Annotated in this window: 18 protein-coding genes; 10 read left to right on the top strand and 8 right to left on the bottom strand. The window is 56.7% G+C overall.

The annotated features are described in order from the left end of the window. Nucleotides 1-99: 99 nt before the first annotated feature. The 4 genes from PQR54_RS01570 to PQR54_RS01555 are packed head-to-tail and all read right to left on the bottom strand — an operon-like array spanning nucleotide 100 to nucleotide 6,020. Nucleotides 100-669, bottom strand: a complete 570-nt coding sequence (locus PQR54_RS01570) for a hypothetical protein (RefSeq protein ID WP_408243789.1) — start codon at nucleotides 667-669, stop codon at nucleotides 100-102. Beyond that, a complete protein-coding gene (locus PQR54_RS01565; RefSeq protein ID WP_408243788.1) occupies nucleotides 656-2,575 on the bottom strand; it encodes a TIGR02594 family protein in 1,920 nt (639 codons plus the stop codon). Before PQR54_RS01565 ends, PQR54_RS01570 begins: the two co-directional genes overlap by 14 nt. Before the next feature lie 9 nt (nucleotides 2,576-2,584). Next, nucleotides 2,585-3,112, bottom strand: a complete 528-nt coding sequence (locus tag PQR54_RS01560; protein WP_408243787.1) for a hypothetical protein — start codon at nucleotides 3,110-3,112, stop codon at nucleotides 2,585-2,587. A gap of 4 nt (nucleotides 3,113-3,116) precedes the next feature. Then, entirely contained in the window at nucleotides 3,117-6,020 is a 2,904-nt protein-coding gene (locus PQR54_RS01555) for a type VI secretion system Vgr family protein (protein WP_408243786.1), read from the bottom strand. 1,206 nt (nucleotides 6,021-7,226) lie between these two features. Here PQR54_RS01555 and PQR54_RS01550 point away from each other — a divergent pair. The 10 genes from PQR54_RS01550 to PQR54_RS01505 all read left to right on the top strand — a co-directional run bounded on the left by PQR54_RS01550 (nucleotide 7,227) and on the right by PQR54_RS01505 (nucleotide 17,434). Then, nucleotides 7,227-9,878 (top strand): type VI secretion system Vgr family protein, encoded by a 2,652-nt coding sequence (locus PQR54_RS01550; protein WP_408243785.1) that lies wholly within the window; start codon nucleotides 7,227-7,229, stop codon nucleotides 9,876-9,878. Between the two features lie 38 nt (nucleotides 9,879-9,916). Continuing rightward, complete coding sequence (locus PQR54_RS01545) at nucleotides 9,917-12,004, top strand: hypothetical protein (protein WP_408243784.1); 2,088 nt, start codon at nucleotides 9,917-9,919, stop codon at nucleotides 12,002-12,004. Nucleotides 12,005-12,148: 144 nt separating this feature from the next. After that, complete coding sequence (locus PQR54_RS01540; protein WP_408243783.1) at nucleotides 12,149-13,129, top strand: formylglycine-generating enzyme family protein; 981 nt, start codon at nucleotides 12,149-12,151, stop codon at nucleotides 13,127-13,129. Between the two features lie 30 nt (nucleotides 13,130-13,159). After that, on the top strand, nucleotides 13,160-14,089 hold the full coding sequence (locus tag PQR54_RS01535; protein ID WP_408243782.1) for a DUF3592 domain-containing protein: 930 nt from the start codon (nucleotides 13,160-13,162) through the stop codon (nucleotides 14,087-14,089). 43 nt (nucleotides 14,090-14,132) lie between these two features. Next, entirely contained in the window at nucleotides 14,133-14,522 is a 390-nt protein-coding gene (locus PQR54_RS01530; RefSeq protein ID WP_027799124.1) for a PAAR domain-containing protein, read from the top strand. After that, on the top strand, nucleotides 14,519-15,019 hold the full coding sequence (locus PQR54_RS01525) for a DUF4123 domain-containing protein (protein ID WP_408243781.1): 501 nt from the start codon (nucleotides 14,519-14,521) through the stop codon (nucleotides 15,017-15,019). Before PQR54_RS01530 ends, PQR54_RS01525 begins: the two co-directional genes overlap by 4 nt. After that, entirely contained in the window at nucleotides 15,012-15,362 is a 351-nt protein-coding gene (locus tag PQR54_RS01520) for a hypothetical protein (RefSeq protein ID WP_408243780.1), read from the top strand. The genes PQR54_RS01525 and PQR54_RS01520 overlap by 8 nt, the downstream gene beginning before the upstream one ends. Then, the gene (locus PQR54_RS01515; RefSeq protein WP_266240749.1) at nucleotides 15,362-15,946 is read left to right on the top strand and encodes a restriction endonuclease fold toxin 5 domain-containing protein; all 585 of its coding nucleotides are present in this window, start codon (nucleotides 15,362-15,364) and stop codon (nucleotides 15,944-15,946) included. Before PQR54_RS01520 ends, PQR54_RS01515 begins: the two co-directional genes overlap by 1 nt. Before the next feature lie 28 nt (nucleotides 15,947-15,974). Beyond that, on the top strand, nucleotides 15,975-16,694 hold the full coding sequence (locus PQR54_RS01510) for an immunity 52 family protein (protein WP_408244237.1): 720 nt from the start codon (nucleotides 15,975-15,977) through the stop codon (nucleotides 16,692-16,694). A gap of 23 nt (nucleotides 16,695-16,717) precedes the next feature. Beyond that, complete coding sequence (locus PQR54_RS01505) at nucleotides 16,718-17,434, top strand: hypothetical protein (RefSeq protein ID WP_408243779.1); 717 nt, start codon at nucleotides 16,718-16,720, stop codon at nucleotides 17,432-17,434. Here the strand turns inward: PQR54_RS01505 and PQR54_RS01500 are convergent. The 4 genes from PQR54_RS01500 to PQR54_RS01485 form a co-directional block, all read right to left on the bottom strand. Next, nucleotides 17,401-18,510 (bottom strand): type I restriction-modification system subunit M, encoded by a 1,110-nt coding sequence (locus PQR54_RS01500; protein ID WP_408243778.1) that lies wholly within the window; start codon nucleotides 18,508-18,510, stop codon nucleotides 17,401-17,403. The two genes, PQR54_RS01505 and PQR54_RS01500, sit on opposite strands and share 34 nt — an antisense overlap. 588 nt (nucleotides 18,511-19,098) lie before the next feature. Continuing rightward, a complete protein-coding gene (locus tag PQR54_RS01495; RefSeq protein WP_408243777.1) occupies nucleotides 19,099-19,569 on the bottom strand; it encodes a type II toxin-antitoxin system death-on-curing family toxin in 471 nt (156 codons plus the stop codon). Nucleotides 19,570-19,571: 2 nt separating this feature from the next. Beyond that, a complete protein-coding gene (locus PQR54_RS01490) occupies nucleotides 19,572-20,582 on the bottom strand; it encodes a DNA-binding protein (RefSeq protein ID WP_408243776.1) in 1,011 nt (336 codons plus the stop codon). 191 nt (nucleotides 20,583-20,773) lie between these two features. Then, nucleotides 20,774-21,649 carry a restriction endonuclease gene (locus tag PQR54_RS01485; RefSeq protein ID WP_408243775.1) on the bottom strand — a complete coding sequence of 292 codons (876 nt, stop codon included), beginning with the start codon at nucleotides 21,647-21,649 and terminating at the stop codon, nucleotides 20,774-20,776. Nucleotides 21,650-21,802 lie beyond the last annotated feature (153 nt).

Genomic DNA, 21,802 nt, shown 5'->3' with positions numbered 1-21,802 from the left:
ACTCCTGAACAGAAGCTTTTTGGATGCGCCGCGCCCGAACTGTGTTCGGGGCCAACGGCGAGATTACCACCGAGGACGACGCTTGCATGGGCAACAAACTTATTTGGCTGTGCATGCGTTGAAGAACATTTCGACGCTACTCAGCGATAAGGGACGCTCGTCTTTCACAAAGGTGATCGAAAGCCTGGTCAGTTGCTGCGACATCACGCACGCGCCAGCGGGCACGTCATAGTTGACTTCCTGAACGCATTCGTCTTTCGGAAAGCGCTTGGATGTGCGCAGATTGTTGACTGACGGCTTGCCACCTCTGAGCTGCCCCCTCATATAGGTGAAGTCCGGCTTCTCAAATGCAAAGCCGGAAAACAGATCCTTGTTGTCGTTAAACGTGCGGATCAGCCAGTCGATCTTGTCTCCCGTCGGCCTCCCCCCTTGTTCCAGTCGGCGTCCCTCTGGCGCATTGGTGAGCAATTCGAATTTCGACTTGTCCACATATCTGGCGAACGCATTGGCGTCTGGAAAATGCGCGAAAAAATCCCGCTGCAAGGTCTGCAGATCAGCGGTTGTAATGCAACTTTCCTGAGGATGGGCGAACGCTGCGTTGCATGCGCAGAGGGCCGATAGCAGAAGTGCTGCGGCAAGCGATCTTTGTATTGCCTTAACGTGTTCCATGACCTTTGGGATCTTTGATGTGATGAAGTTTATTGAGTTCTTCGGCACTTGCTTCGGGCAACTGCACGCCTTTCCTGATTTCTTCCTGCGCGAAAGGAAGGTAGGTCAGCGGAACATAGAACCCGTGCATAGCCGATGTTGCGAAATCGGTGAAGTCAATAGTGCCGCCGAACGTGCCATGACCTCCCTGATTGCCGCCAAGCACCACCAGTTTCTTTTTCCTGGAATCGTGACCGTACACAAACATCACGTGTCCCATGTTAGCGAGCACCGCGATGCAACCGTAAACTGGCTCCTTGACCTGTGGAAAGTTGGGGTCACCGACGAATTTTCGCGCACGGTGCCGATCGTCCCGCTTCGTCACCATGCTCCGTCCGTCCTGTTTCATAACCCAGTTGACGAAAGCGGCGCACCAGGCATTGTCGCTGCCATTCAGACTCTTGATCCAGTTCTTCGGATCGACCAGGTCGTGATAGTTCATGGTCTTCGTAATCACGCTTTCGTCTGCGCCGCCCCAACGCTCCGCTTCCTTGATGGCGATGCTCATCCACGGCGCGCGCGGCTGGTCTGGCGGGACGAGAGCGGCAGGGCGACCTAGACCTTCCTGAGTGCGCGTTTGAATGGTCGGTGTACCCTCGCGCGCGGCGGGTGCTGTGACAGACGCTGCGCCGGATCCGGGTGCCGATGAAGAAGCCGCGCTAGGCGCGGCTTCCGTGGCCGGGTTCGAAGAAGCCGCTGGCGAACTGGCAAGCACTGCAGGCGCCGCGGCCGCTGAAGTTGACTGCGCTGCCGCTGCGGGCTTGGCTTCAAGTGCAGACACAGACACTTCCGTGTGCACGTCTGCGCTTTTCGAATCCGCCGCCGGTACGGGCGCCGGACCGGTTGCACCAGTAGCCTTGGAAGATACCCCACGCGCACCTCCACTGCCTGACGGACTGGCGGCATGGGGCGCGGCTGCACCAGCCGCACCACCGTAAATCATCAGCGTCTTTCCGACGATGATCAGATCGCTGTGCAGTTTGTTGTCTTCTTTCAGTTTTCCCACGCTGGTTTTGAAGCGTGTTGCGATCTTTGACAGCGTGTCGTGCGGCTCGATCCGATACTCGAACGGCGCGCGTTTGGCCGCCGTTACCTCGCCTCGCGGGACGTGCGGCGCAGTCGCCCCGTGCGCGACGAACAGGTCGCGCACTAGCAGGAACGACTTCGAGCCGTCTGGCAGGCCAATACTCGTTACTTTTTGCCACTCATCGCGCGTGTTCGCCATCAACACATCGATACTGCTACCGGTGTAGGGAATCGCCGGTAAGGCGCCCGCCGCATTAGTGGTGAGCTTGGATTCTTTGCCGTTTTGCCGAACGATGACCGACTGGTTGGGTATGGGTCGCGCACCGTCGGACAAGGAAACTCTGGCCGCTTTCACCCACTTTTCGGAGCGGGTGGCCACATTGCCATGGTAGCCCTCGAAAGTCTCGATGCTGTCCATGACCTTTTCGAGTTGTGCATCGGTCAGGGTACCGAGTCGGGTGTCGGCGGCAACACCAGTGCGCTCGGAGACCGAGCGAATGTATCGGTCTGGGTCGTTGTGGTCGCTTTGTGGCGCGAACTTTGGAATTGCTTGAGCCAGCGTTCTTTGGGCATATGAGTCGGGGTCGCGCAGCAGGCGTTTTAGTTCTGCGCGGCCCGTCGCATAGTCGGGAAATATCAGGAACTGCTTGCCGTCGCGCATGGTGGCGCGACCGATGTGTGTTGTGATGACCCGCCTGCTGGGCGGCCGCATGTTGCCCGGATTGTTGAAGCGCCACGCAGGATTACCGCCGGTGCGCAGCAAGTGTTCGCCATTGTCCGCGACGAATTCGGCCGTCTTGATATCAAGATGATACGTCGCGCTCACGAACTTTGGTGCCATGTCCTTCCCCTATTGCAGGCCGCTTGCGTTTTCGCTGAGCGCCTTTTCTACCGTGTAGCGCTTCGCCTTTGCGTAGTGAACGGCTTTCGCGAACTGAAACGAATAAGCCCAATCTCCGTCGTAGCCTGTAACCAGCTTATAGACCCGCACAGTGACGGGTGCTGGGGCAGAGGCATCTTCTGTGGTGTTTTTTTCGCCGATCAGCAGCCAGGTATTTTTTTGTTTCGTGACAAGAGTGGCGTCCTGAATGGCCTCGTCGCCCGTGCTCGATTCCGTGATGGTTAGTCTGAATTTCGAAGAGTCCTTACTATCGACTACGGGTACCTGGTACAGAGTCTTGTCACGCATACTTTCTAGATAGAACGTGTAGTTCAGGTAGGTCTGAACCGCGTTATCCGTCATTACGCCGGACATTAGCGTGAGCTTGCCTTCCGTGATGTCCCATTGGTGAACGCCGGATGTGTAGGGTCCGGCGGTGCAGATCGCCGAATACGCGCACAGCGCTAAGAGCAGCCAATTTTTCATGCGATTGATCATCTTGTTATTCCTCGAGCGACGCGATTTTCTTTAGTGCCTCTGCCGACACCAGTTCCTTGACGTCATCGGTATGAAAAAAGGCGTCTGAATCGCGGTCAAAAACGTCGAAATACTCGCGGGCAAGTTGGGTTCCTTCCAGCCGGTCGTTCTCGTGCTCGGCCTCGTCGGCGGCCGGCGCAGCCGGCGTCTCGACCTCATGGGTTTTCCAGTCGTCGCTGCCGATTTCGAGTCGTAGCGCCTTGGGCGCGTCAGTCATCACGCGAGGAAGACGGCCGTTTTCCGGCATAGTGCCTTGCGCAAGCACCTTGTGATCTTCGTCGACAATCTTGTATGTTCGTCCGGCCCATCTCGGGCTGGCGAAGAGTTCGTCAGAACCGACGGATGCGAAGCGCGTGCTGTACTGAGTGACGAGATCTCCTACCGGCAGCTGAGGCAGCGGATAGCTCCCGCTCACCGGCCCGGCAAATGACTGCTCGGCCCCTTTAATATCGATCTTGCCCGGCGCGTGAATCTCTATGTTGCCATTTTCAATCTTGATGTAGGCACCGCCTGACGAGAGCAGTATGCCTTTCGCCGATGCCGTTTCTACCTTGTCAGCGGCCGACACAAGCTTGAGCGTCTTCTGCGCAGTAATCTCGATATTCTCCTCGTGGGCGCGAATCTCCACCTTCCCTTTGCCGGCAAAGAGCTTCATGCCGGCGTTCTGTACGAACAGGCTGAGCTTTTCCGTCACGCTCATGATCAGCGATTTCCCCGTCGCGACGTGTGTACTCTGTCCACTAATCACGTTGACGTGCCGATCAGCCGAGATTTGCGCGGATGCCTGGGTGGATAGTGCGATTCCGGCAGGACTGGCGAGCACCATCACCGGCTCTTTGAACGCGTTTGCGTTGCCGGTACCACCGCCGCCGGTGCGGCCACCGGAGGCCCCGCTGGTGATACTGTCCTGCGTTGCGTCGGTTAGGCGCTTGAGGGACTCATGGCCGTCTTTCAGGCTCTCGGCCTGATGCCTCTCGCTGACTTGCGAGAGCGATTCCATTACCGTCTCCGAATTGACTAACTGGCTCTGCGCGTCGCACGCATCGAGCGGCTGGCTTGCAGCAGAGGTATTCGGATATGTCGACACATATAGTCCTCGTGCCGCACGGACAGCGCCATAGGTGTCGGCTTTCAGGTCGAAACCGCTGCCAAGATAGGCACCGCGTGTGTTGCCGCTCTGCGCGACAAGGTGACCCAGGTGCAGGTGCGAATTTGCGCTGCTGCTGTACAGATGCACGCGGTTCTGGCCAGTCGCGTCGTCCATCACCAACTGGTTATAACCGCTCCCGCCATATTCTTTTGACCGGTAGCCCGACAGCAGGCCGTTCGAATGCCATTGCGGCCTCGCCGCACCGTTGTACAGTCGGGAGACGACCACCGGCCGATCACAATCCCCGCCAATGTGATCTATCAATACTTCCTCGCCCACCCGCGGGATATGCACGCCCCCATAGCCGTTGCCCGTGTCTGCCTGGGCCGCGCGTACCCAGCAGGACGCGCGCTCGTCTCCCCCGTTCAACCTGTCCCAGATGAATTGGACCTTGATCCGGTTCAGTTCGTCGGTATAGACCTCTTCGCCCTTCGGCCCAACGACGATGGCGGACTCAAGGTGCGTCTGTGGCTTCTTGTGCTCGAGCGGGCTGCGGTACGGAACTGTTGTGCGCTGCGCCTCGATCTCCACCAGATAGAAGCCCTCACTGCCGTCCGTATGACGAACCCGCAACTCCGTACCTGCGTAACGCACCCTTGCATGCGCGAGCGTATCTTGCAGACTGTGCGGAAAAACCGGGCCTTCACTCTGGAGCGGCAGGTTGTTCTCAATCGTCCACACACAATCAATTGCGGCGAATTCCCGTTGCGCGGCGTCGTCGCGATCATGATCTGGATGTCCGCTCAGCCTGAAGCGCTTGCCCGCGTCCGCCGCGCGAACACCACCCAAACCATGAAAGCGCTTGGCGCGGGACTCCCATTCCTCCATGCGGATTCTGGAAAGATGGTCGCCGCGATCCTGGTCGCCGTAGGTATAGGCGCCGGTGTATTCGTACACCTCCGTCTGGTCCGGCAGTGAACCTTGGCCCGGCATCGTGGGTACGCTAGTACCCTTCGGATTGAACTGCGTGGAGGGATTTTTATAGTCGAACGTTCGCGTGCTCAAGACCGAGCTTTGTAACGTGCGAGTACCAGACCACTGGGTCAGCGAGTCGATCTCGCTGCCGGTACCTGCCCGATAAAAGTCAACCGTTTCACCCGGCAGGAAGGCGAATGACTGCAGCTGGTCTGTAATCACGAGTGTGTGCGACTTACCATCCGCTGCCTGTTGCCAGAAGCCATAAAGTCCTTCGGATTCCATCAGTCGGTGCACAAAATTCCAGTCGTCTTCATCTTGCCGGCAGTACGAACGGGAAGGCAAGGGCGTCGACAAACTGAACTGAAACAGCCCTTGAGCCTGCGAATGGGCGTTGAACACTTCGCTGATTATCTGGTCGGCACTCGTATCCTGCCAGATACGCTGGTCCCGACGGAACCGCAGGAAGTGCATCCACGAAGAGAAGCTGAATTGGTAAGTGGTCAGACCGCCATCAGATCCAAGCCTCCGTGCAGTGTGCACGTAACCGTTATGCGGAAGATAGGACTTGTCCGTCTGCTGAAGCCAAAGCGTGATTGGCTGCGCAATCAGACCTTTGAGTTCGAGCGAGGCCGAAGGCGAGACAGCGTCGACTGTAAATTCGAAATGGCGGCCAACGCGTGAGCGCCCGGTGACACGCTGGGGCACGAGGACATTCGAGCCTAAGGGCGTATCAAGTTTCAACAAACGGTCCTGCTGTATTAATCCGCCCGTGACAAGTTTTATCAGTTCTTGTGCGCTCATGCTGACGCCTTTGTTTTAGCTACAACTGTTTATGCTATTTTCATCGCGATTCTACATAACTGTGCGGCAAGCATGATAGCGGAATACATCAATACGCAAACGTTAACTTTCATGAGGCACCGTCAGTATTGTGGTGGCACCTTAAGGAGGTTAAATCACCGATTCGGAAATAATTGCCGAGTTATAAGGTTGATGTATATTTTTTACAACGGCGCGCACTACCGCTCGGAAAACGGGCAAAACAAAAAATGTGGGGCTCGCGCTAGCGCTGAGCACCTAGCCTGACAGACCGTGTCGCATGCTAGCCTTTCGCAAGGCAGCGCGTCATACGATAAGCACCTAAAAATAGTATTTGAAGAATGAGGGCGAGACGCTGGAAGCGTCTCGCTGGATGTTTTCTCTGTCCTCCGGATGTTCCTATTGAAATCGGCGAGGCGAGTAAAATTGTGGCTATGCACTGCCTTAGTGGACGCAAATGGATAGTTTCTGCGATGGATGTGGGGCCGCCCCAACAAGAACTATTTGAAACCCTGTCTGGGCATGCATGCATGCATGCATATCGGAGGGTATGCAAAAGACGCGAATGACAACTTGAATTAACTGCGGAATTTTACGGCGATGTTCTATAAAGTACTCGCGAGCACCGGAACATTGTTTGTTATAGAGAAGGCGGCTGATAACTTTCCTTGCGATTTCGAGAAGGATTAGGTCATAACGGTTCGGAGGTTGCTAAATGTGAGGATGTTCAAAGAGCTCTCGCATTGTTGGCCGCTATGTATTGCCGACCATGTTACCCACCCATTTTCATTGATTCTCGTCCGTGTATTCGCTCCAACTCGCCTGACACTTGATGACTGCAACGATACGGGCATGGGTGGGCCGCCACGGCAATGGCAGGCGACCGCTGCAGAGCGGTCGTTGATAGACGAATCTCATCTTGCTAATTGGGAGTCGATTACAATAAAGCGCATCCGGCCAAGGAAATATTTCCGATTTCAATAATTTAACATTTAATCGGAACGTATTTCCGGTCGCTGCCGCCTTTAACCGGCACGGATAACTACATTCGAAAGGAATGTTTACCATCCGCTATCATCAGACTTAGAATCTGCGGGCTAGAACCAATGCGTGACAAGACGGGGTGTAAAAATGGGCGCAGCTGACCTAATCGACCAAATTCGTTCGGGAATTTTCCAGAATGAGCGTTTGCTCAAACTGGATACGCCTATCGGCGCGAATGCATTGCTCGTCCAGCGAGTGGTGGGAAAGAGCCGCATAGGCCGCGATTACGCATTCACCGTCGACGTCGCGTCTACAGACGAAAACATCGAACTCAAACGGCTTATCGCGCAGCCCGTTACGCTATGGATCCAGCAAACCGACAAATCGTATCGCCCAGTGCACGGCTTCGTTCACACCGCTCGCCGGCTCGGCTCGGATGGCGGGTTGACCAGCTATCAAATCGCATTTGCATGCTGGTTGCATTTTCTGCGCTTCAGAAGTGATGCGCGCATCTGGCAGGACGTCACAGTTGATGAAATCATTACTGACGTATTCAATCAGCATCCTCAAGCCCAAGGCGCTTTTCGCTTTGCGCTGAATAAGCCGCTTCAGCCGCGGTCATTCTGCGTTCAGTACGAAGACGACTGGAATTTCGTCAATCGTTTGATGGAAGCCGAAGGCTGGTACAGCTATTTTGAACAGGCCAAAGACGGACAGTCGCACAAGTTGGTGGTGACGGACAATCTGGATTCGTTCAAACCTGCTTCACCTCAAAACGTGGCGTTCTATCGGGCGGGCACAAACAGCGAAACCGACGCGCTCGTTCAATGGTCCGGTACCCGAACGCTCCAAAGCACCTCGCTTGTCACGAGTACATTCGACTATAAATCGCCGCAATATGCGAAAGGCACCAATATCCCCACGGTCGGCAATCAAGGTTCATTGCCTTCGCAAGCGGAAGTCTATGAATATTCCGGTGCGTACACTTATCGCGAGCAGGACCGTGGCGACGCGCTTTCGAAGATCCGCATGGAGGAGTGGGAGTCGCGCGCAAAGCGTTTCTATGGCGTAGGCGCAGTGCGGCGGCTCGATGCAGGGCAGTGGTTTGAACTCGTCGATCATCCGGATCATTCAGGCGGCAACGAGCAAGAGCGGCAATTCGCCGTGCTCGCAGTGGAGTGGGTGATCGAGAACAATCTGCCGGTATCACGTGGCGGTTCCGATTTTCCGCATAGCCTTCAGAGTAAGGTCAACGCGACGCGCGCAACTTTCGGCCCAGTGCAGCCGTCCGCGCTGATTCCGAGCGGCGACGGCAGCACCGGCTTTTTCATGGCGACCATTGAGGCTCAGCGGCGCAGCATTCCGTTTCGCAGTCCGTTGGACCATCACAAACCCGTCATGCCGACGCAGACCGCAACGGTCGTCGGTCCGTCGGGTGAAGAAGTCTTTACGGACTCGTTGAATCGCGTGAAGGTCCGCATGCACTGGGACCGGGTCAATAGCGGCGACGAAAAGGCATCCTGCTGGGTGCGCGTGTCATACCCGAATGCCGGCAGCAACTGGGGCGGCGTCTTCGTGCCGCGCATCGGTCAGGAAGTCATCATCACGTACATTGACGGCGATCCTGACCGGCCGCTCATTACAGGCCGCGTCTATAACTCCGCAAGCTCGCCGCAGTGGCACACGCAGGGCCAGCTGTCCGGCTATAAGTCAAAGGAACATAAAGGCTCGGGGTATAACCAGCTAGTGCTCGACGATTCCACCGGTCAGAATCGCGCGCAGCTTTACAGCACGCAGACCGCAGCACAGTTGAATCTCGGCTACCTGGTCTCGCAAACCGACAACACGCGTGGCGCATTCCGCGGCACGGGCTTCGAACTTGCTACCGACGCCTACGGCGCGATCCGCTCCCAGAAAGGGCTCTACATCAGCACGTTTGGCCGTCCGGCTGCGAGCGGTGAGCAACTCGACGCCACCGAGGCGCGCGGTCAGTTGACTGCAGGTCAGCAGTTGTTGAGCGCAACGGCGGACACTGCGCAACAACACGGTGCAGCCGATATGCAAGCGATCGACTCGCTGAAGACGTTCACAAATGCCACCCAATCCAGCTACGGCGGAAGCGCTTCGCCTGCCTCGTCGACTTCCTCCGCGCAGGGACAGGAGACGTCGGGCGGCACTGGCCAAGCCAACGGCTTCAGCGATCCCGTGCTGTTGCTCGCTTCCCCCAAAGGCGTAGGGATCACCACGCCGGAAAGCGTCCATATTCACGCGGGCGAGAACGCGACGATATCCGCGAACACCGATATCAACGTTGCGATCGGCAAGAGCCTCGTCGCAAATGCGGTCGATAAGATCAGCCTGTTCGCATACAAGCTCGGCATGAAACTGATCGCCGCGCGCGGCAAGCTCGAGATTCAGGCGCAGACAGACGGCATCGACGTGCTTGCGAGCAAAGGCATCAAGATTTCATCCTCCACCGATGCCATCCAGTTGAGCGCGGAAAAAGAAATTCTGCTCACGTCGGGCGGCGCCTATATCCGCATCAGCGGCGGCAACATTCAGGTTCACGCGCCGAGCCAGGTGGATATCAAAGGCTCCGAACATTCGTTCACCGGCCCGACGCGCTACGACGGGCAACCGGCAGCATTGCCCAAGAGTGTGGTCAACGACCAGCAATTCATCCTGAAGGACGAGACCACCGGCAACGTGATGCCGCTCGCGCCTTACCGCATCGAAAGCGGTGATGGTCAGGTGCTGGCTCGCGGCATTACCGACGCCGAGGGCAAAACCGTGCGGGTCTTCACCGGTACTCAGGAACAGGAGTTGAAGATGTTCCATGAGGACGATCAGGCCTAGGATCGACAACAACATGACGGGTGAGTCGAGATCAAATCATGAATAATCAGAACGCAGCTGGGACGACCCATTCGAACGCGCAGGAAGGCAGTACCGCCGACGCCAAGGGTACGCAGCGGCCGCTCCTCTTTTTTTATCCGGATACAGCCGAGCTTTTCGAATGCCCGGTCGAATCCGTCGATGCCGTGGCGAAAGAGATTGCGCTGATGAGTCGGCTATCCGAGAACCTGATCGAGGCACGGCAGGCACTGGGCGTCGCGCACGCTGCTTGGCTGGAGCAACAGGCAAATGTGGCGTTGCGTCCGCAACTCGAAGCGAACCTGAAAGAAGCGATCAAGAAAGAAGAAGCCGCCACCGCGGAAGTTCACGAGCAACTCGAGGAGACGCCCGCCTTCAACAAGGACGGCGTGTGGGAGCTTTTGCCCTTGCGCAAGACAGCGGCCGGCAAAGATAAGTACAGCGGTCAGCGCTTTACGTACGTGCGGTCGTCGAAAGTGAAGAACCATTTTCGACGCTACAAGCTGGACTCCGACAAGCCCCAACTCAAATCCTTTCTCGTCAAGGACGCGACGACGGGCAACTATAAGCTGGATCACGAGAAGATCCAGGAGAAGCTCGACGAAGCGTTCAAGAAAGCGAAGCTCCACGAATGGAAGACACCGCCTTGGGGTCGCGAGTGGGCACCTGAGTTTGCAGAGGCGTTCAACAAGGCCGCCAAATTCAAATCACCGGACGATCCCAACGCAATGTGCGAGTTCTCCGGTGGCACTCAGATCCTGCGGCTGTTCGCCGGCGCTGGCGCGAGCGCCAAAGCGGAAAGCACCATCAAGTCGTTCGACGACCTGTTGCACCTGCGCGGCGAAGTCGCCGCATCGGCGAAAGCGAAGGGTGAAGTCGGCGGAGTGCTGGCTGACGGAAACATCAAAGCCACGCTTTATCTGCCGTGGAAATCCGGGCTCGAACTATGGATTCCGGCACCGACCGAGAGCCAGAGCGGCGCGATCTCGTGGAAGAGCACACCCGACACCACGCTGGGCTTCTTCAGGATCTCGCTCGCGGCAAAGGCGGAAGCTTCTTGTGGTGCGAGCCTCCTCGCGGAAGGCGGGGTCGAATTCAAACTCGGCCGCGACGGTAAGACGCAGAAGGTCAAAGGTACGCGTGCTACTCGCAATGCGGCGCAAATGCAGCAGCCCAAACTCGATGTCACAAAGGTCGAAGTCAAGGCCGACGCGGGCGGTGATCTGAAGGCCTTTGCCGGCGTCGAGGCGGAGGCCTCCGTGGAGGGAGCATTCGAATGGCGGCGCCCGCAGGAAAAGGTCAAATGGACCTCGTTCGCGTCCGTCAAGCCGGGCGTGAGCGGCCAAGCCGGCGCCGGCGCGCAGGCCGCGTTCCACATTACCTATGACGAGAAATTTCGCATTCTGATGAGGGCGGGCTTATGCGTCGGTGTTGGCTTGAAGGGCGAAGTGGAAGCCGCGGTCGACGTCGTCAACATGGCCGAGTTCGCCTGGTGGGCCAAAACCCAGATCGCCTATGCTGGCGACAAAAACCTTCAGTACTTCGCCAAGGATGCCTTCAAGACGTTCGTGGCGATGTACACGTTGGCGATTGCCAAGGGTAAGGAGATCGGCGCCTACGTCGGCAAACAGTTCGACGAAATGAGAACCGAGCTGACCGACTTTATCCGTACCCAGCCTCGGGCATTTCTCAACGCAATCAGGAACGCACACGACTCACTGCTGAATAGTCTTGCAGAGGTGAAGGGCTATATCGTTTATGCGTTAAAGTCCATCGCCGACCGATTCGACGAATGGCGGCTGGAAGCGACCGATGCGATCAGCCGTATTCTTGCCTCCGCCCAGATACGGAACGAACTGGAGAACGTCTACCAGTTCACTTCGTCGGAAATTGCGGTTAAGGGCAATGCGCAAGTTGCGCGCAATGAGATCGGACAGTTAGTCGGCACGAGCCACCTGGCGATGGTGGAAAGCCGTCTACGTGTCGACCCGGCGCCGGGTTTCGACTTCGTCTTCAACGATTCGGCCGCGTACCAGATGCAGCAAGGAACCGCGCTCGCCTGGATGGATCCAAAAACGACTGCGGGCGACGGCTCCCAGATGGCTTGAGCGGCGACATCGGTTCAATAAAGAATAGAGGAGTGGTGCTGCATGGGTTATCGGTCTCGTCTGGCTCAAGAGAAATCACGGGCGCTATTGGTTGCTGGAATATCGTTGCTGTTGTCGGGCAGCGTTTTTGCACAGAAAGTCGACGTGAACGCACCCGCTGACAAAGATCGATTGATCCGCGAGATCACGACACCGTCACCGAAGAAGGACACGTGGGAACATCTCAGCGCTGTGTTGAACTGGGGAACCGGTAAGCCGTACGACGACACCATCCGCATCTTGCAGGATTACTTCAAGTCGTTGCCGCCGCCTTCTGATGACGAACTCGCCAGATTCAAGGACAAGGTGCATCGCGAACTGGTCTTCGTCAAAGGCGGCCAGTTCCTGATGGGCGATTTCGGTCCGGAAAAGTCGCAGGAAAGACTGCCCTACTCTGCCAACGACGGCACCGCGCCCGCACACAACGTGACGCTCGACAGTTACTCGATTTTCAAGCATCGCGTGACTTACGCCGACTATGACCTTTACACACGCGCCAATGGCTTGCCGCCGATCGCGATCAGCAAACACGAAGACCTGGAGTTCCGTTTTCCCGACTACCCCGTGGCGCATATCACGTGGCAACAGTCGCGCGATTTCTGCGCATGGGTCGGTAAGCTCGTGAGTCTGCCGGTCGATTTGCCGACTGAGGCGCAATGGGAATATGCAGCACGTTCGCGCGGCGAGTTGTGGGTGATTCCCAGCGCCGCGGTGCCGGTTGTCGACGGCAAATACAACCTCGAACAGCTCGACAACATCATCGACAAAATGGAAGAGAACGGCACCAGCCCGGAGCCGCTGGTTAGCCGGCCGGTAGGCACGTATGGCGACAATCGGCTGGGCGTGTCGGACGTGTTCGGCCGCGGCAAGGAATGGACTTATGACTGGTTCGACAAGAACTACTATAGCCACGCGGCGTCGCACGACCCGCGAGGTCCAGAACGAGGCAGCCTGCGCAGCGTCCGGTATGCAACCGATAGCCGCACGCGACTCGTCATCGACCGCACAGGCTTCGCGCCCGATACCGCGAAGGCCGATCTCGGGTTTCGATGCGTGCTCAACCAGTCTTCGCCAGCAGGTCAGTGAGATGCCCTCGCACGCTCCAACCGGCCACTCATGATGAATTCAGCCGCCCCGTCGCCGCACAGCCGAAGCACGCTCGTCATTCTGACGCTCAGTCTCGGCGCGCTGCTCTTTTCGCTGTGCTGGCTCGTGTCTTCGCTGATCGCCACGCATCGCATGACGGTCGCCGAAGGAACCGTGGTGAGTTACGACCAGGGCGGTCGGAGCTGGCGTTCGTATCAACCCGTGATCGTCTTCACGACCGCACTCGGCGAGCGCGAACAAATCATGGGCCAGACGTCGTCGACACAGCCGGCCTACGATATCGGCCAAACGTTGCGCGTGTTCTACGACCCCGCGAACCCCGCACGCTCGGCGATCATCGACGACTTTGGGCAGCGCTGGTTTCCTGTCGGTGTGGTGATGTTGCTCAGCGTGGTGTTTTCAGCGATTGGCGCGGTGATGTTCGTAATCGAGCGCGGCAAGGTTAAACATGTCGCGCCTTCGTCGTACTCGCAGGGGAGGCGCAAACGCGGCCGACAGAATCTACTGATCTGCCTGATTCCGATTGTCATCGGCGCGGGATTTCTGCTGGGCGCTGCCGCTTCGGCAATGCACGAACGGCAAATCATTGGAAGCTATACGCGCACGACTGGCAAAGTCGTCGAAGTCCAGGAAGCCGAGCGGCCTTATCAGCCGCGCTCGCACATGTACTCGGCGATTGTCGCGTTCAAAACCACGACGGGGAAAGAAGTCACCTTTGCGCAGGGGTCGTCGTCATCGCATAACGATCTCGGCAGCGGTGATGAGGTCAGTGTTCTCTACGATGCGAATACGCCCGATCGCGCGATGATCGACAGCTTCTGGGAGCACTGGGGACTGCCTGCCATCCTCTTTGCCATCGGCTTGCCGTTCTTCGCCGTTGGTGTGTTCTTTGTCAGCACCGTCGACTTCAGCGATGGGCGCCACAGCAAACGGACCTAGCTTTGAACGTGATTCGACATTCGAGATTGATGGCAGGTGACTTATGACTTCGATCGCATGTGAAGGCGATAGCACGTCGCACGGCGGCAAGATCGTTTCCGCCTCGGCGACCATCGGCGTTGGCGACAGCGGACGGCGCGCCGCCCGGCTCGGTGACCTCGTCCATTGTCCGAAATGCGACGGCACGTTTCCGATTGTGACATCGCAGAATCCGGCGATGACCGTGGAAGGTGTGCCGCTCGCTTTTCATGGCGACAAGACCTCGTGCGGTGCGGTGTTGATCGCCGCGCAATCCGAAACCACCGGCAATGTACCTGCGTCGATGCAGGGCACGACAGCCGCGGCGGCGGAGTCCACAGTCGCGCCGACCTTGTGTCGCGAGTGCCTCGCTCATGCCGCAGAAACGGGCGCTTCCACTGTCGTGCGCTCATGATCCCAACGACTCTCGCTGAACGGCTGGAGCGTTTGCGTGCGGATGCGCCGGGGCTGCGTGCGTATGCGCTGGTCGATGGCCTGCAGTACGAACAGCATTTCGGCCGCAGCTTGCGGCGCCGCTGGGGCACTGTGCACACGCTTTTCGCCGGGACAGAAGATGAGCCATTGGCATCCGCTGGACCATGGCTTGTCGACATCGCGCAACCCGATGCCGACTTGGTGGCTTCACTCGATGAACTGGAAACAGCGCGGCCTGGTGTGATGTGGTTGTTCAGCACGCAGGATATCGAGTCGCTCGTGCGGACACTGCAACGCAAGCTCAACAGCAAACTGCCGAATGGCAAGATTGCGTTGCTCCGGTTCTGGGATCCGCGTGTTTTCGTGCCGCTCTTCAATGCGCTCGATACCGAAAGACGTCGCGCTTATTTCGGCGATGTGGACGAGTGGCACGGCCTCGCGGATGGCAAACGCTTTCACGTCTCTCACCATGCTTGAACTGACCGCAGAACAATGGGCCACTTTGTGCGCGAGCGACGAACGCAATTTTGTCGCGACGATTCGTGACGATATCGTGCGCGACGCCCCGCGTTACGCCGACGATCCGACCTTACTCGACCGCCTGGTACGGGCGTATGGGGACGCTAAGCGCATGGGGTTTCAGCAGGACAAGGAGCTGGTGGAGTTTCTTTATATCGAAGCGGATGTGCCAGAGTTTTATCGCAAGCCGGGGATCGCGGCCTGGCTCGCGAAGCCGGGACGACCGGTCGAGGAGCGGTTCGAGGATCTGCTGGCGGTGACGCGGCGGAAGTTGATTGATCGGGAAAGGGAGAAGCGGTGATGGCTGTATTGGCAATTCCGCTCGTCGAGGGAGCGGGCGCATTGCTTGCCGAAGCATTCCCCGCTTTGCTAGGCGGGACCGCTGCGGCGGGAATCCTGTCGCTATCCGGCGACCAGGCGCAAGACAAGAGCAAGACCCAACCGGTCGCGCGAACCATGCCGAAGACAGACGAAGCGTGCAAGAAGTGTCCACCGGATGCGGGTAACCTCGTGACGCGTAACTGGAATATGTCAGACACCTCGCGCACGTATCAGGCGCAGGTGACGGGCTTCGCGCCGAATACCGAGTGGAGTTTCAGCGGGCTCGACTTCGATGGGTTTCGTGCGTCGCTTTGTCAGCTGGAAGAGGCAAAGGCGAATTATGATCAGTTTTTTGATCCGGAGACGGGCAATCCAAAGCGATTCTTCCTGATTTCTGGTGTTGAAAAAATGCGCAACCAGGCGAGAGAACAAAACCTCGTTGCGGCGGCCAATACACCGGCGCTGTTGCATTGGTATTTTATGCAGCCGCTCAGCTATCGGTACTTCACGCGCAGTTTTCGCACCACCGCGCCGCTGGTCAACACAGAATTAAAGCCACTTTAATGAGCACGAGCACTGAACGTTGACGAACATGGCCTTTCATTTGAACATTGATGTCACCTATCGCGTAGCCGCCCCGCAATTGCCGACCATCGAGTCGGAGTACGACCGACTTTGGCAGTTTGCGAACGTCCTGACGCGAGCCGGCTTACCCGTGGACAAATGGTATCCAGCGGCGGATACGGAAAAAGCGTCGCTGCTAAACGCTGCCTTCGATGCCAATGGACCGACCAGCGCGGCGATTGCCATGGCGAAGAATTCCGCTTTATCCAATGGCACTAGCGTCAGGTCGCTCGGGGTTTGGAATGGCTTGGAGGGAGACGGTGGAGCTGCTTTTTCCGACTCGCAGGGCATTGATAGTGTGTGCTCGGTGACCTTCCAGATGAAAGGCATTGTCGGATTTCAGCAGACAACGCTCGTGGCGGACGTTGTTTCGGAAGCGGCGCGCATCTGGTCCGCGTCGAGCGTTCAGGTCGGGCCATTCAAGTATTTCTCGCAGCAGCAGGTCTTCGAAAAACGACCCGGCGCCGGTTGGATGCTTTATTTGCCGAGAGTTTTCACTGCGCAGCAAGTGCCCGAGGCTCGCGACCTGATTCCGGTCATGGATGGTAAGAAGCGGATAGGCACCCTCATCGTCAGTGTTGTCGATGAGCCTTTCTCTGCTTCAAATCCGGAACATGTGAAGATCGCCAACGCAATTGAAGAGCGATTGGTCGATCAGGACTTGCTGCCCTTGTTCACCGAACTTTAGCTCGGAGGAAATTGGCCGATACCATGAAGTTCAGTCTGAACCTTGAATTGGCATTTCGTCTGTCGGAGCCGGTGTTGCCCGCGGTCGAAACCGAATGCGCCTGGTTGTGGGAGTTCGCAAGCGTGTTGCAACGCGCGAATTTGCCGATCGACGGTTGGTATCCGCCGGCGACAAGCGTAAAAGCTTCACTCCGTAATCGTGCCTTCAATGCGTCAGGGCCGACCACGGCCGTAATTGCGATGGCCAAGGCCGAGAAGCAGGGCTGCCCGGGGGTGCGCTCGTTCGGTGCCTGGAATGGAATCGAAGGTAACGGAGGCGCGGTTTTTACGGACCATTTATCGGTGAGTGGTCTGTGCACCTTGAGCTTGCAAACCAAAGGCGTTACGGAGATGACAAGGCTTGAAGTCGTGGCGGATATCGTCAGCGAAGCGACGCGTATCTGGCCAGCACTGAGCATTGAAGTGGGCTCCTTTATATACGCCTCGGAACACAAGGTCTTTGAAAAACGACCGGGTGCCGGTTGGATGCTTTATTTGCCGCGTGTTCTCACGTCACAGCAAGTGCCGGAAGCCGCTTCCCTCATTCCTGTGATGGATGGCGAGTTGCAAAAAGGGACGATTGTGGTCAGTGTCGTCGATGAACCGTTTTCAGCGGCGAAGGAGGAGCATGTGGCAGTCGCGAATGCGATTGAACTGCGGTTGGTCGATCAGGATTTATTGCCGTTGTATGCCGAACTGTAGGTCGGACGGAGATTGAGCGGACGAGGCGAACCCTTGAGGATACCGCTGCTCACAAGCGCCTTGCGGATAACGGCTTCAGCATTGCCGCGGAAGAGGACGCCGTGCGGCAGGATGCAGGCCGCCTTCCCGCTGGCCTTCATGCTGCGGACGATGTGCAGCAGGTAGGCGTAATCGCCCTGTTTAGTGGGCGGCGCCCCCCAAGTAAAACGCTTGTAGGGATCGTCAGTGGGAGTGAGGCCCGTGCTCCAGGCCTTATCGGAAAACGGTGGGTTGGCCACTACATAGTCGTAAGTGCGCAGTTGTTCGCCATCCTTAAACTTGGGGTTGGCCAAGGTGTTGCCGCTGAGGATGTTGGCCGTGGGGAAGTCATGCAAGATCATGTTCATCCGCGCGAGGCCGGCGGTGGTCACGTCTTTCTCCTGACCTTCCAGCGTGATGTGCTTGCCGGCCTCTGCGGCCACCTTTAGCAGCAGGGAGCCGGAGCCGCAGGTGGGGTCGTAGGCAGTGGTGCTGGCCTTCGTGTTGGCGGGAGAAATACCGATGACCTTAGCGATGATGCGGCTCACTTCGGACGGCGTATAGAATTGGCCCTTGCTTTTGCCACTCTCGGTGGCGAAGTGGCGCATCAGATACTCGTACGCATCGCCCAAGATGTCATCGTGCTCGGCGCGATTCTGCGAGAAGTCCAACTCGGGCTTCTGAAAGATGCTGACCAGATTCGTGAGGCGCTCAACCATCTCGGCGCCTGTGCCTAGCTTCTCGGGATCGTTGAAATTGGGAAAGTCGCTGCGCGCGAGGCGGCTGTTGGCATCGATCAACGGCTGGATGATCTGCGTGTTGATCTTTTCGCCGATGTCGCTCTTGCCCTTAAGGGCGATCATGTCCTTAAAGCTGGCCCCCTTGGGGATGACAACCGGCGGTGCGAAGTCTTCGCTGTCGGCGTACTTGTCGCTGATGTACTTGATGAACAACATGAACAGGACATAGTCCTTGTACTGGCTGGCATCCATACCGCCGCGCAGTTCATCACAAGAGGCCCAGAGGGAGGAATAGAGATCTGACTTCTTAATTGCCATAATTTTCGAAAGTGATGTACAAGCCGCTTTTCCGTTCAGCGTCGCAATTTACAAGGTTCCTGCAAAGGTCTTCTGCGCAAACCGAAGTAACGAGACTGGCTCTGTCAAGGTTTGGCGTCGATGGGATGGCTCGCTGCTTGGCCGCATTTGTGGGTTGAGTTTGGGAGTCACGCTTACACTACCCGAGTTCATCGACGATAGGCGCTAAATTGACGAAAGGACCGGTCGTGGGTATTGATGCGCAACGCACTGCTGGCATGACGATCCGATCCTCGCGGATCACAACTATCGGACCCGGCAAGTTGGCGTTCGGCTGGAATCGCAGTACAAATGCCACAATCGACACACAGGGCTGGATGCACGCATCGACCGCCTGTGCCTTGAACTCCGCCCCATGTAGACGATGGCGTAGGGTCCGAATCTCGACATTTTCTCCCATGGCGTGCATATGCCCACTTAAGTTTGACGTGGACGCGATCGTCACTGGGTCCATGAGGTTGCTTAAGACAAGTTAGCTGCGCACCTGAAGTGCCGTGGTTACCAACCACGACGTGAATCATGAAACTCACTCGGAGCCGACTGACGTTATTAGTCATCCGTTTCATCTAGGGACCGAGAAATTGCTTCAATCAAAGTAAATTTGAGGGTTTCGGAATAGTCATCCTCGTACAAGATCGACGCAATCAGTCCACGCAACAACTCTTTGCTTACGACGTTATCCGCCACATATACCGCGGTATTTTCCATTTCACGAACAAAGCGAGTAACAACATAGTCGTATCCGTTTAGCTCCAGGAAATAAGCACCGAGACCGATAGACGAACGCTTGTTGCCGTCGTTAAATGGGTGATTTTTGTTAATGGAATACATCAAGTGCGTGAGCTTGTCCGCCATTTCCGGGTAGTACACGTCATTTTGGATATGACCCAGTACGCTTTCAAGATGCTCAACATGTTTGACGCCAGCCAAACCGCCGGATTTGACGATAATCCAACGCTGAGTATCGACCGCATGCGCAACATCAAAGTAGAGAAAGCGGATGCCTTGATGCTCGTCCATGCTCACCGGTCCTTCAGACGCTTGAACACCGCAAGGGTCGCCGGGTCGCTCAAGCGCTCCTCAAGGGACTTACTAGTTTCGCCCAAGAAGCGGTCAAAGTCCGCCTCCGGCACTGACTGGACGTAGGCCTCCAGTTTTTGGTGAAGCGCATCCCGGAAGCCCAAGTCACGGCTGGCCATCTTGGTGCGCGCATCCAAAATCAGCGGTTTAAAGAGAGGATGCCGCTCGAACTGGCTGAACAACGTCTCAGCTTCTTGCATCGTTAGCTTGCGGCCTTGATGAAGAGCAGCGGCGGCAAATTCGTGGGCGACACCGGTTTCGTAACTGGCAATCAGGTTAAGCACCTCCGCATACATCGTCTCGCGGATGTTGTCCTTGCCAGCCAAATTCAGTATCTTGCGGTACTCAGCGGCGTTTTCTTTAAAAATACTCTGATAGATGAGATTGGTAAAACGGACGTATTTCCACTTATTCTCTACAACATGTTGGTCTAACGCATCTGTGAACTGTTTGCGGTAACTCTGTTCCTGAAACGCAGCGGTTAGATACTGGTCATCACGCTGATTGATGTACTTGGTGTGGCCGCCTGTCCGCTCGGCTAACACGTCCATCACAATATCAAGCAATCTGGAGCGGATGGCCTTGGCCCGCTCGCTCTCCGTAAGGAGCATGGCCAAGTTAAGTACCGCCCGGAAGCTGAAAATTCCTAAGATTGGCGCCTTGTTACCCTCATCGGTGAGGGTAACATTGCTTAAGCCTTTGAATTCTTTGAGTTTTTTGCCCTTGATGAGTTCATAGCCATTTGCCTTAAGTTCTTCGCCATGGCTAGCGATATAACGCTCCACCGTGGCATCGCTCACCTCGAAGAGCGCCGTTACCTGCTGTTTCGTAAATACCATTTCGCCTTGGTAAGCAACACCGCCCAAATCCAAGTGCTGTTCAGCCGCTTGCAGCGCATAGCGGTTGTTTAGGATATTTTGCCGCTGGTACTGAGCGGGGGTCTGATCGCTCATTCAAGTTCTCTACGAGACTAGCAGTGTAGGGGAATCCCCGGCAGGAATGATCGCTGAGGAGTGGGATTGCGCCAATTTTAACAAGTGCCACGACGGAGGGGGCGGCATATCAAGCGTCTACTATCAAAAAACAAATCCGTCCCCCGGGCGACTCAACGCGCTTTCCGGGAGGCCATTCGCCAATAAACTGGCTAGCTCTGGAATTCGTCAAAAAATTGTGCGTCGACGACAAAGGTTCGTACGGGCTTCAATCCCAGTTCCAAATGTTCGAGCATGTCGACGAGCTTTTCCCCATCAATGAGCTCGATCGGAGGGACACCATCGCGGCCCGCCTCGCGACGCGATTCCGCCGTAAATGTGCCGGTCGTGATAATGATGCCTTTGTCGGTTCGCCCCGACATTGCACCTCGAAAATCACGAACTTGTGACGGCGACACCGACTTCGCATACCGCTTGCATTGGAACAGGACTTTAAACGAGACAAGGGGGTTAACTTGCAGTGTGCCATACCCGTCTATGCCTCCGTCGCCACTGCTTCCGGTTACGACCACTTGCACAAAGCCCGCCTCGCGAAGAAGTCGTTGAGACAACCGTTCAAATCCCGATGCGGGCAGATTCTTCAGTATCTGGAGGAGTTCGTAGCGATAGTCACCGGTGACCGCACCGGCGGGTTCTGAACCTTCGGCTGACATAGGCTCTGCGCCGCCTGCTCTCGCTCGCCGCTCTTCTCCAAAAATGCGGTTCCACTTTGTAGCTACGCCGCGTGCCTGTTCAATCGAAAGATTCGTATGACGTCCGGCGTCGGTGAGCGCCCAGACTCCGCGTTGGGATGAGTCAACGAGCCCTTCTCGCATAAGGTAAAGCCTTGCCCATCGCACTCGGTTCCGGAAACGCCCTTCCCCTGATGGCAAGACTTCATTCTGCGCATCATCTGAAAGACCGAGGTCTTGCGCAATACGCTCAACGACTTCGTCTGGGGTGCCGGACCCACCAAGTGTCCTAAGTGCGTCTAACGCAGGTCCCATGTAGCGAAATATTGCAACAATATCTTTCTTTTCTTTTGCCATCTGTGTGCGTATCCCAAAGCTCGCAGCCCCGGTTCATGGAACGATCCAAGGTCACACCGATTCGCCTCTTCGCGAATATTACTGCGTCGGCAGAACTGGGAGATCGAGCCATGAAAAAAGACCCATAAGTTTTTCAACTTAAGGGTCTTATAT

Source organism: Paraburkholderia phytofirmans, assembly GCF_046028095.1.
GTDB classification, from domain to species: domain Bacteria; phylum Pseudomonadota; class Gammaproteobacteria; order Burkholderiales; family Burkholderiaceae; genus Paraburkholderia; species Paraburkholderia phytofirmans_A.
Note: the sequence above shows the minus strand (reverse complement) of the source record. Positions and strands in the feature narration are given on the sequence as shown.

What these genes read in the sequence shown, in the direction of transcription:
- PQR54_RS01570 (WP_408243789.1), bottom strand. Translation starts at nt 669, where the DNA reads ATGGAACACGTTAAGGCAATACAAAGATCGCTTGCCGCAGCACTTCTG.
- PQR54_RS01565 (WP_408243788.1), bottom strand. Translation starts at nt 2,575, where the DNA reads ATGGCACCAAAGTTCGTGAGCGCGACGTATCATCTTGATATCAAGACG.
- PQR54_RS01560 (WP_408243787.1), bottom strand. Translation starts at nt 3,112, where the DNA reads ATGATCAATCGCATGAAAAATTGGCTGCTCTTAGCGCTGTGCGCGTAT.
- PQR54_RS01555 (WP_408243786.1), bottom strand. Translation starts at nt 6,020, where the DNA reads ATGAGCGCACAAGAACTGATAAAACTTGTCACGGGCGGATTAATACAG.
- PQR54_RS01545 (WP_408243784.1), top strand. Translation starts at nt 9,917, where the DNA reads ATGAATAATCAGAACGCAGCTGGGACGACCCATTCGAACGCGCAGGAA.
- PQR54_RS01535 (WP_408243782.1), top strand. Translation starts at nt 13,160, where the DNA reads ATGATGAATTCAGCCGCCCCGTCGCCGCACAGCCGAAGCACGCTCGTC.
- PQR54_RS01530 (WP_027799124.1), top strand. Translation starts at nt 14,133, where the DNA reads ATGACTTCGATCGCATGTGAAGGCGATAGCACGTCGCACGGCGGCAAG.
- PQR54_RS01525 (WP_408243781.1), top strand. Translation starts at nt 14,519, where the DNA reads ATGATCCCAACGACTCTCGCTGAACGGCTGGAGCGTTTGCGTGCGGAT.
- PQR54_RS01520 (WP_408243780.1), top strand. Translation starts at nt 15,012, where the DNA reads ATGCTTGAACTGACCGCAGAACAATGGGCCACTTTGTGCGCGAGCGAC.
- PQR54_RS01515 (WP_266240749.1), top strand. Translation starts at nt 15,362, where the DNA reads ATGGCTGTATTGGCAATTCCGCTCGTCGAGGGAGCGGGCGCATTGCTT.
- PQR54_RS01510 (WP_408244237.1), top strand. Translation starts at nt 15,975, where the DNA reads ATGGCCTTTCATTTGAACATTGATGTCACCTATCGCGTAGCCGCCCCG.
- PQR54_RS01505 (WP_408243779.1), top strand. Translation starts at nt 16,718, where the DNA reads ATGAAGTTCAGTCTGAACCTTGAATTGGCATTTCGTCTGTCGGAGCCG.
- PQR54_RS01500 (WP_408243778.1), bottom strand. Translation starts at nt 18,510, where the DNA reads ATGGCAATTAAGAAGTCAGATCTCTATTCCTCCCTCTGGGCCTCTTGT.
- PQR54_RS01495 (WP_408243777.1), bottom strand. Translation starts at nt 19,569, where the DNA reads ATGGACGAGCATCAAGGCATCCGCTTTCTCTACTTTGATGTTGCGCAT.
- PQR54_RS01490 (WP_408243776.1), bottom strand. Translation starts at nt 20,582, where the DNA reads ATGAGCGATCAGACCCCCGCTCAGTACCAGCGGCAAAATATCCTAAAC.
- PQR54_RS01485 (WP_408243775.1), bottom strand. Translation starts at nt 21,649, where the DNA reads ATGGCAAAAGAAAAGAAAGATATTGTTGCAATATTTCGCTACATGGGA.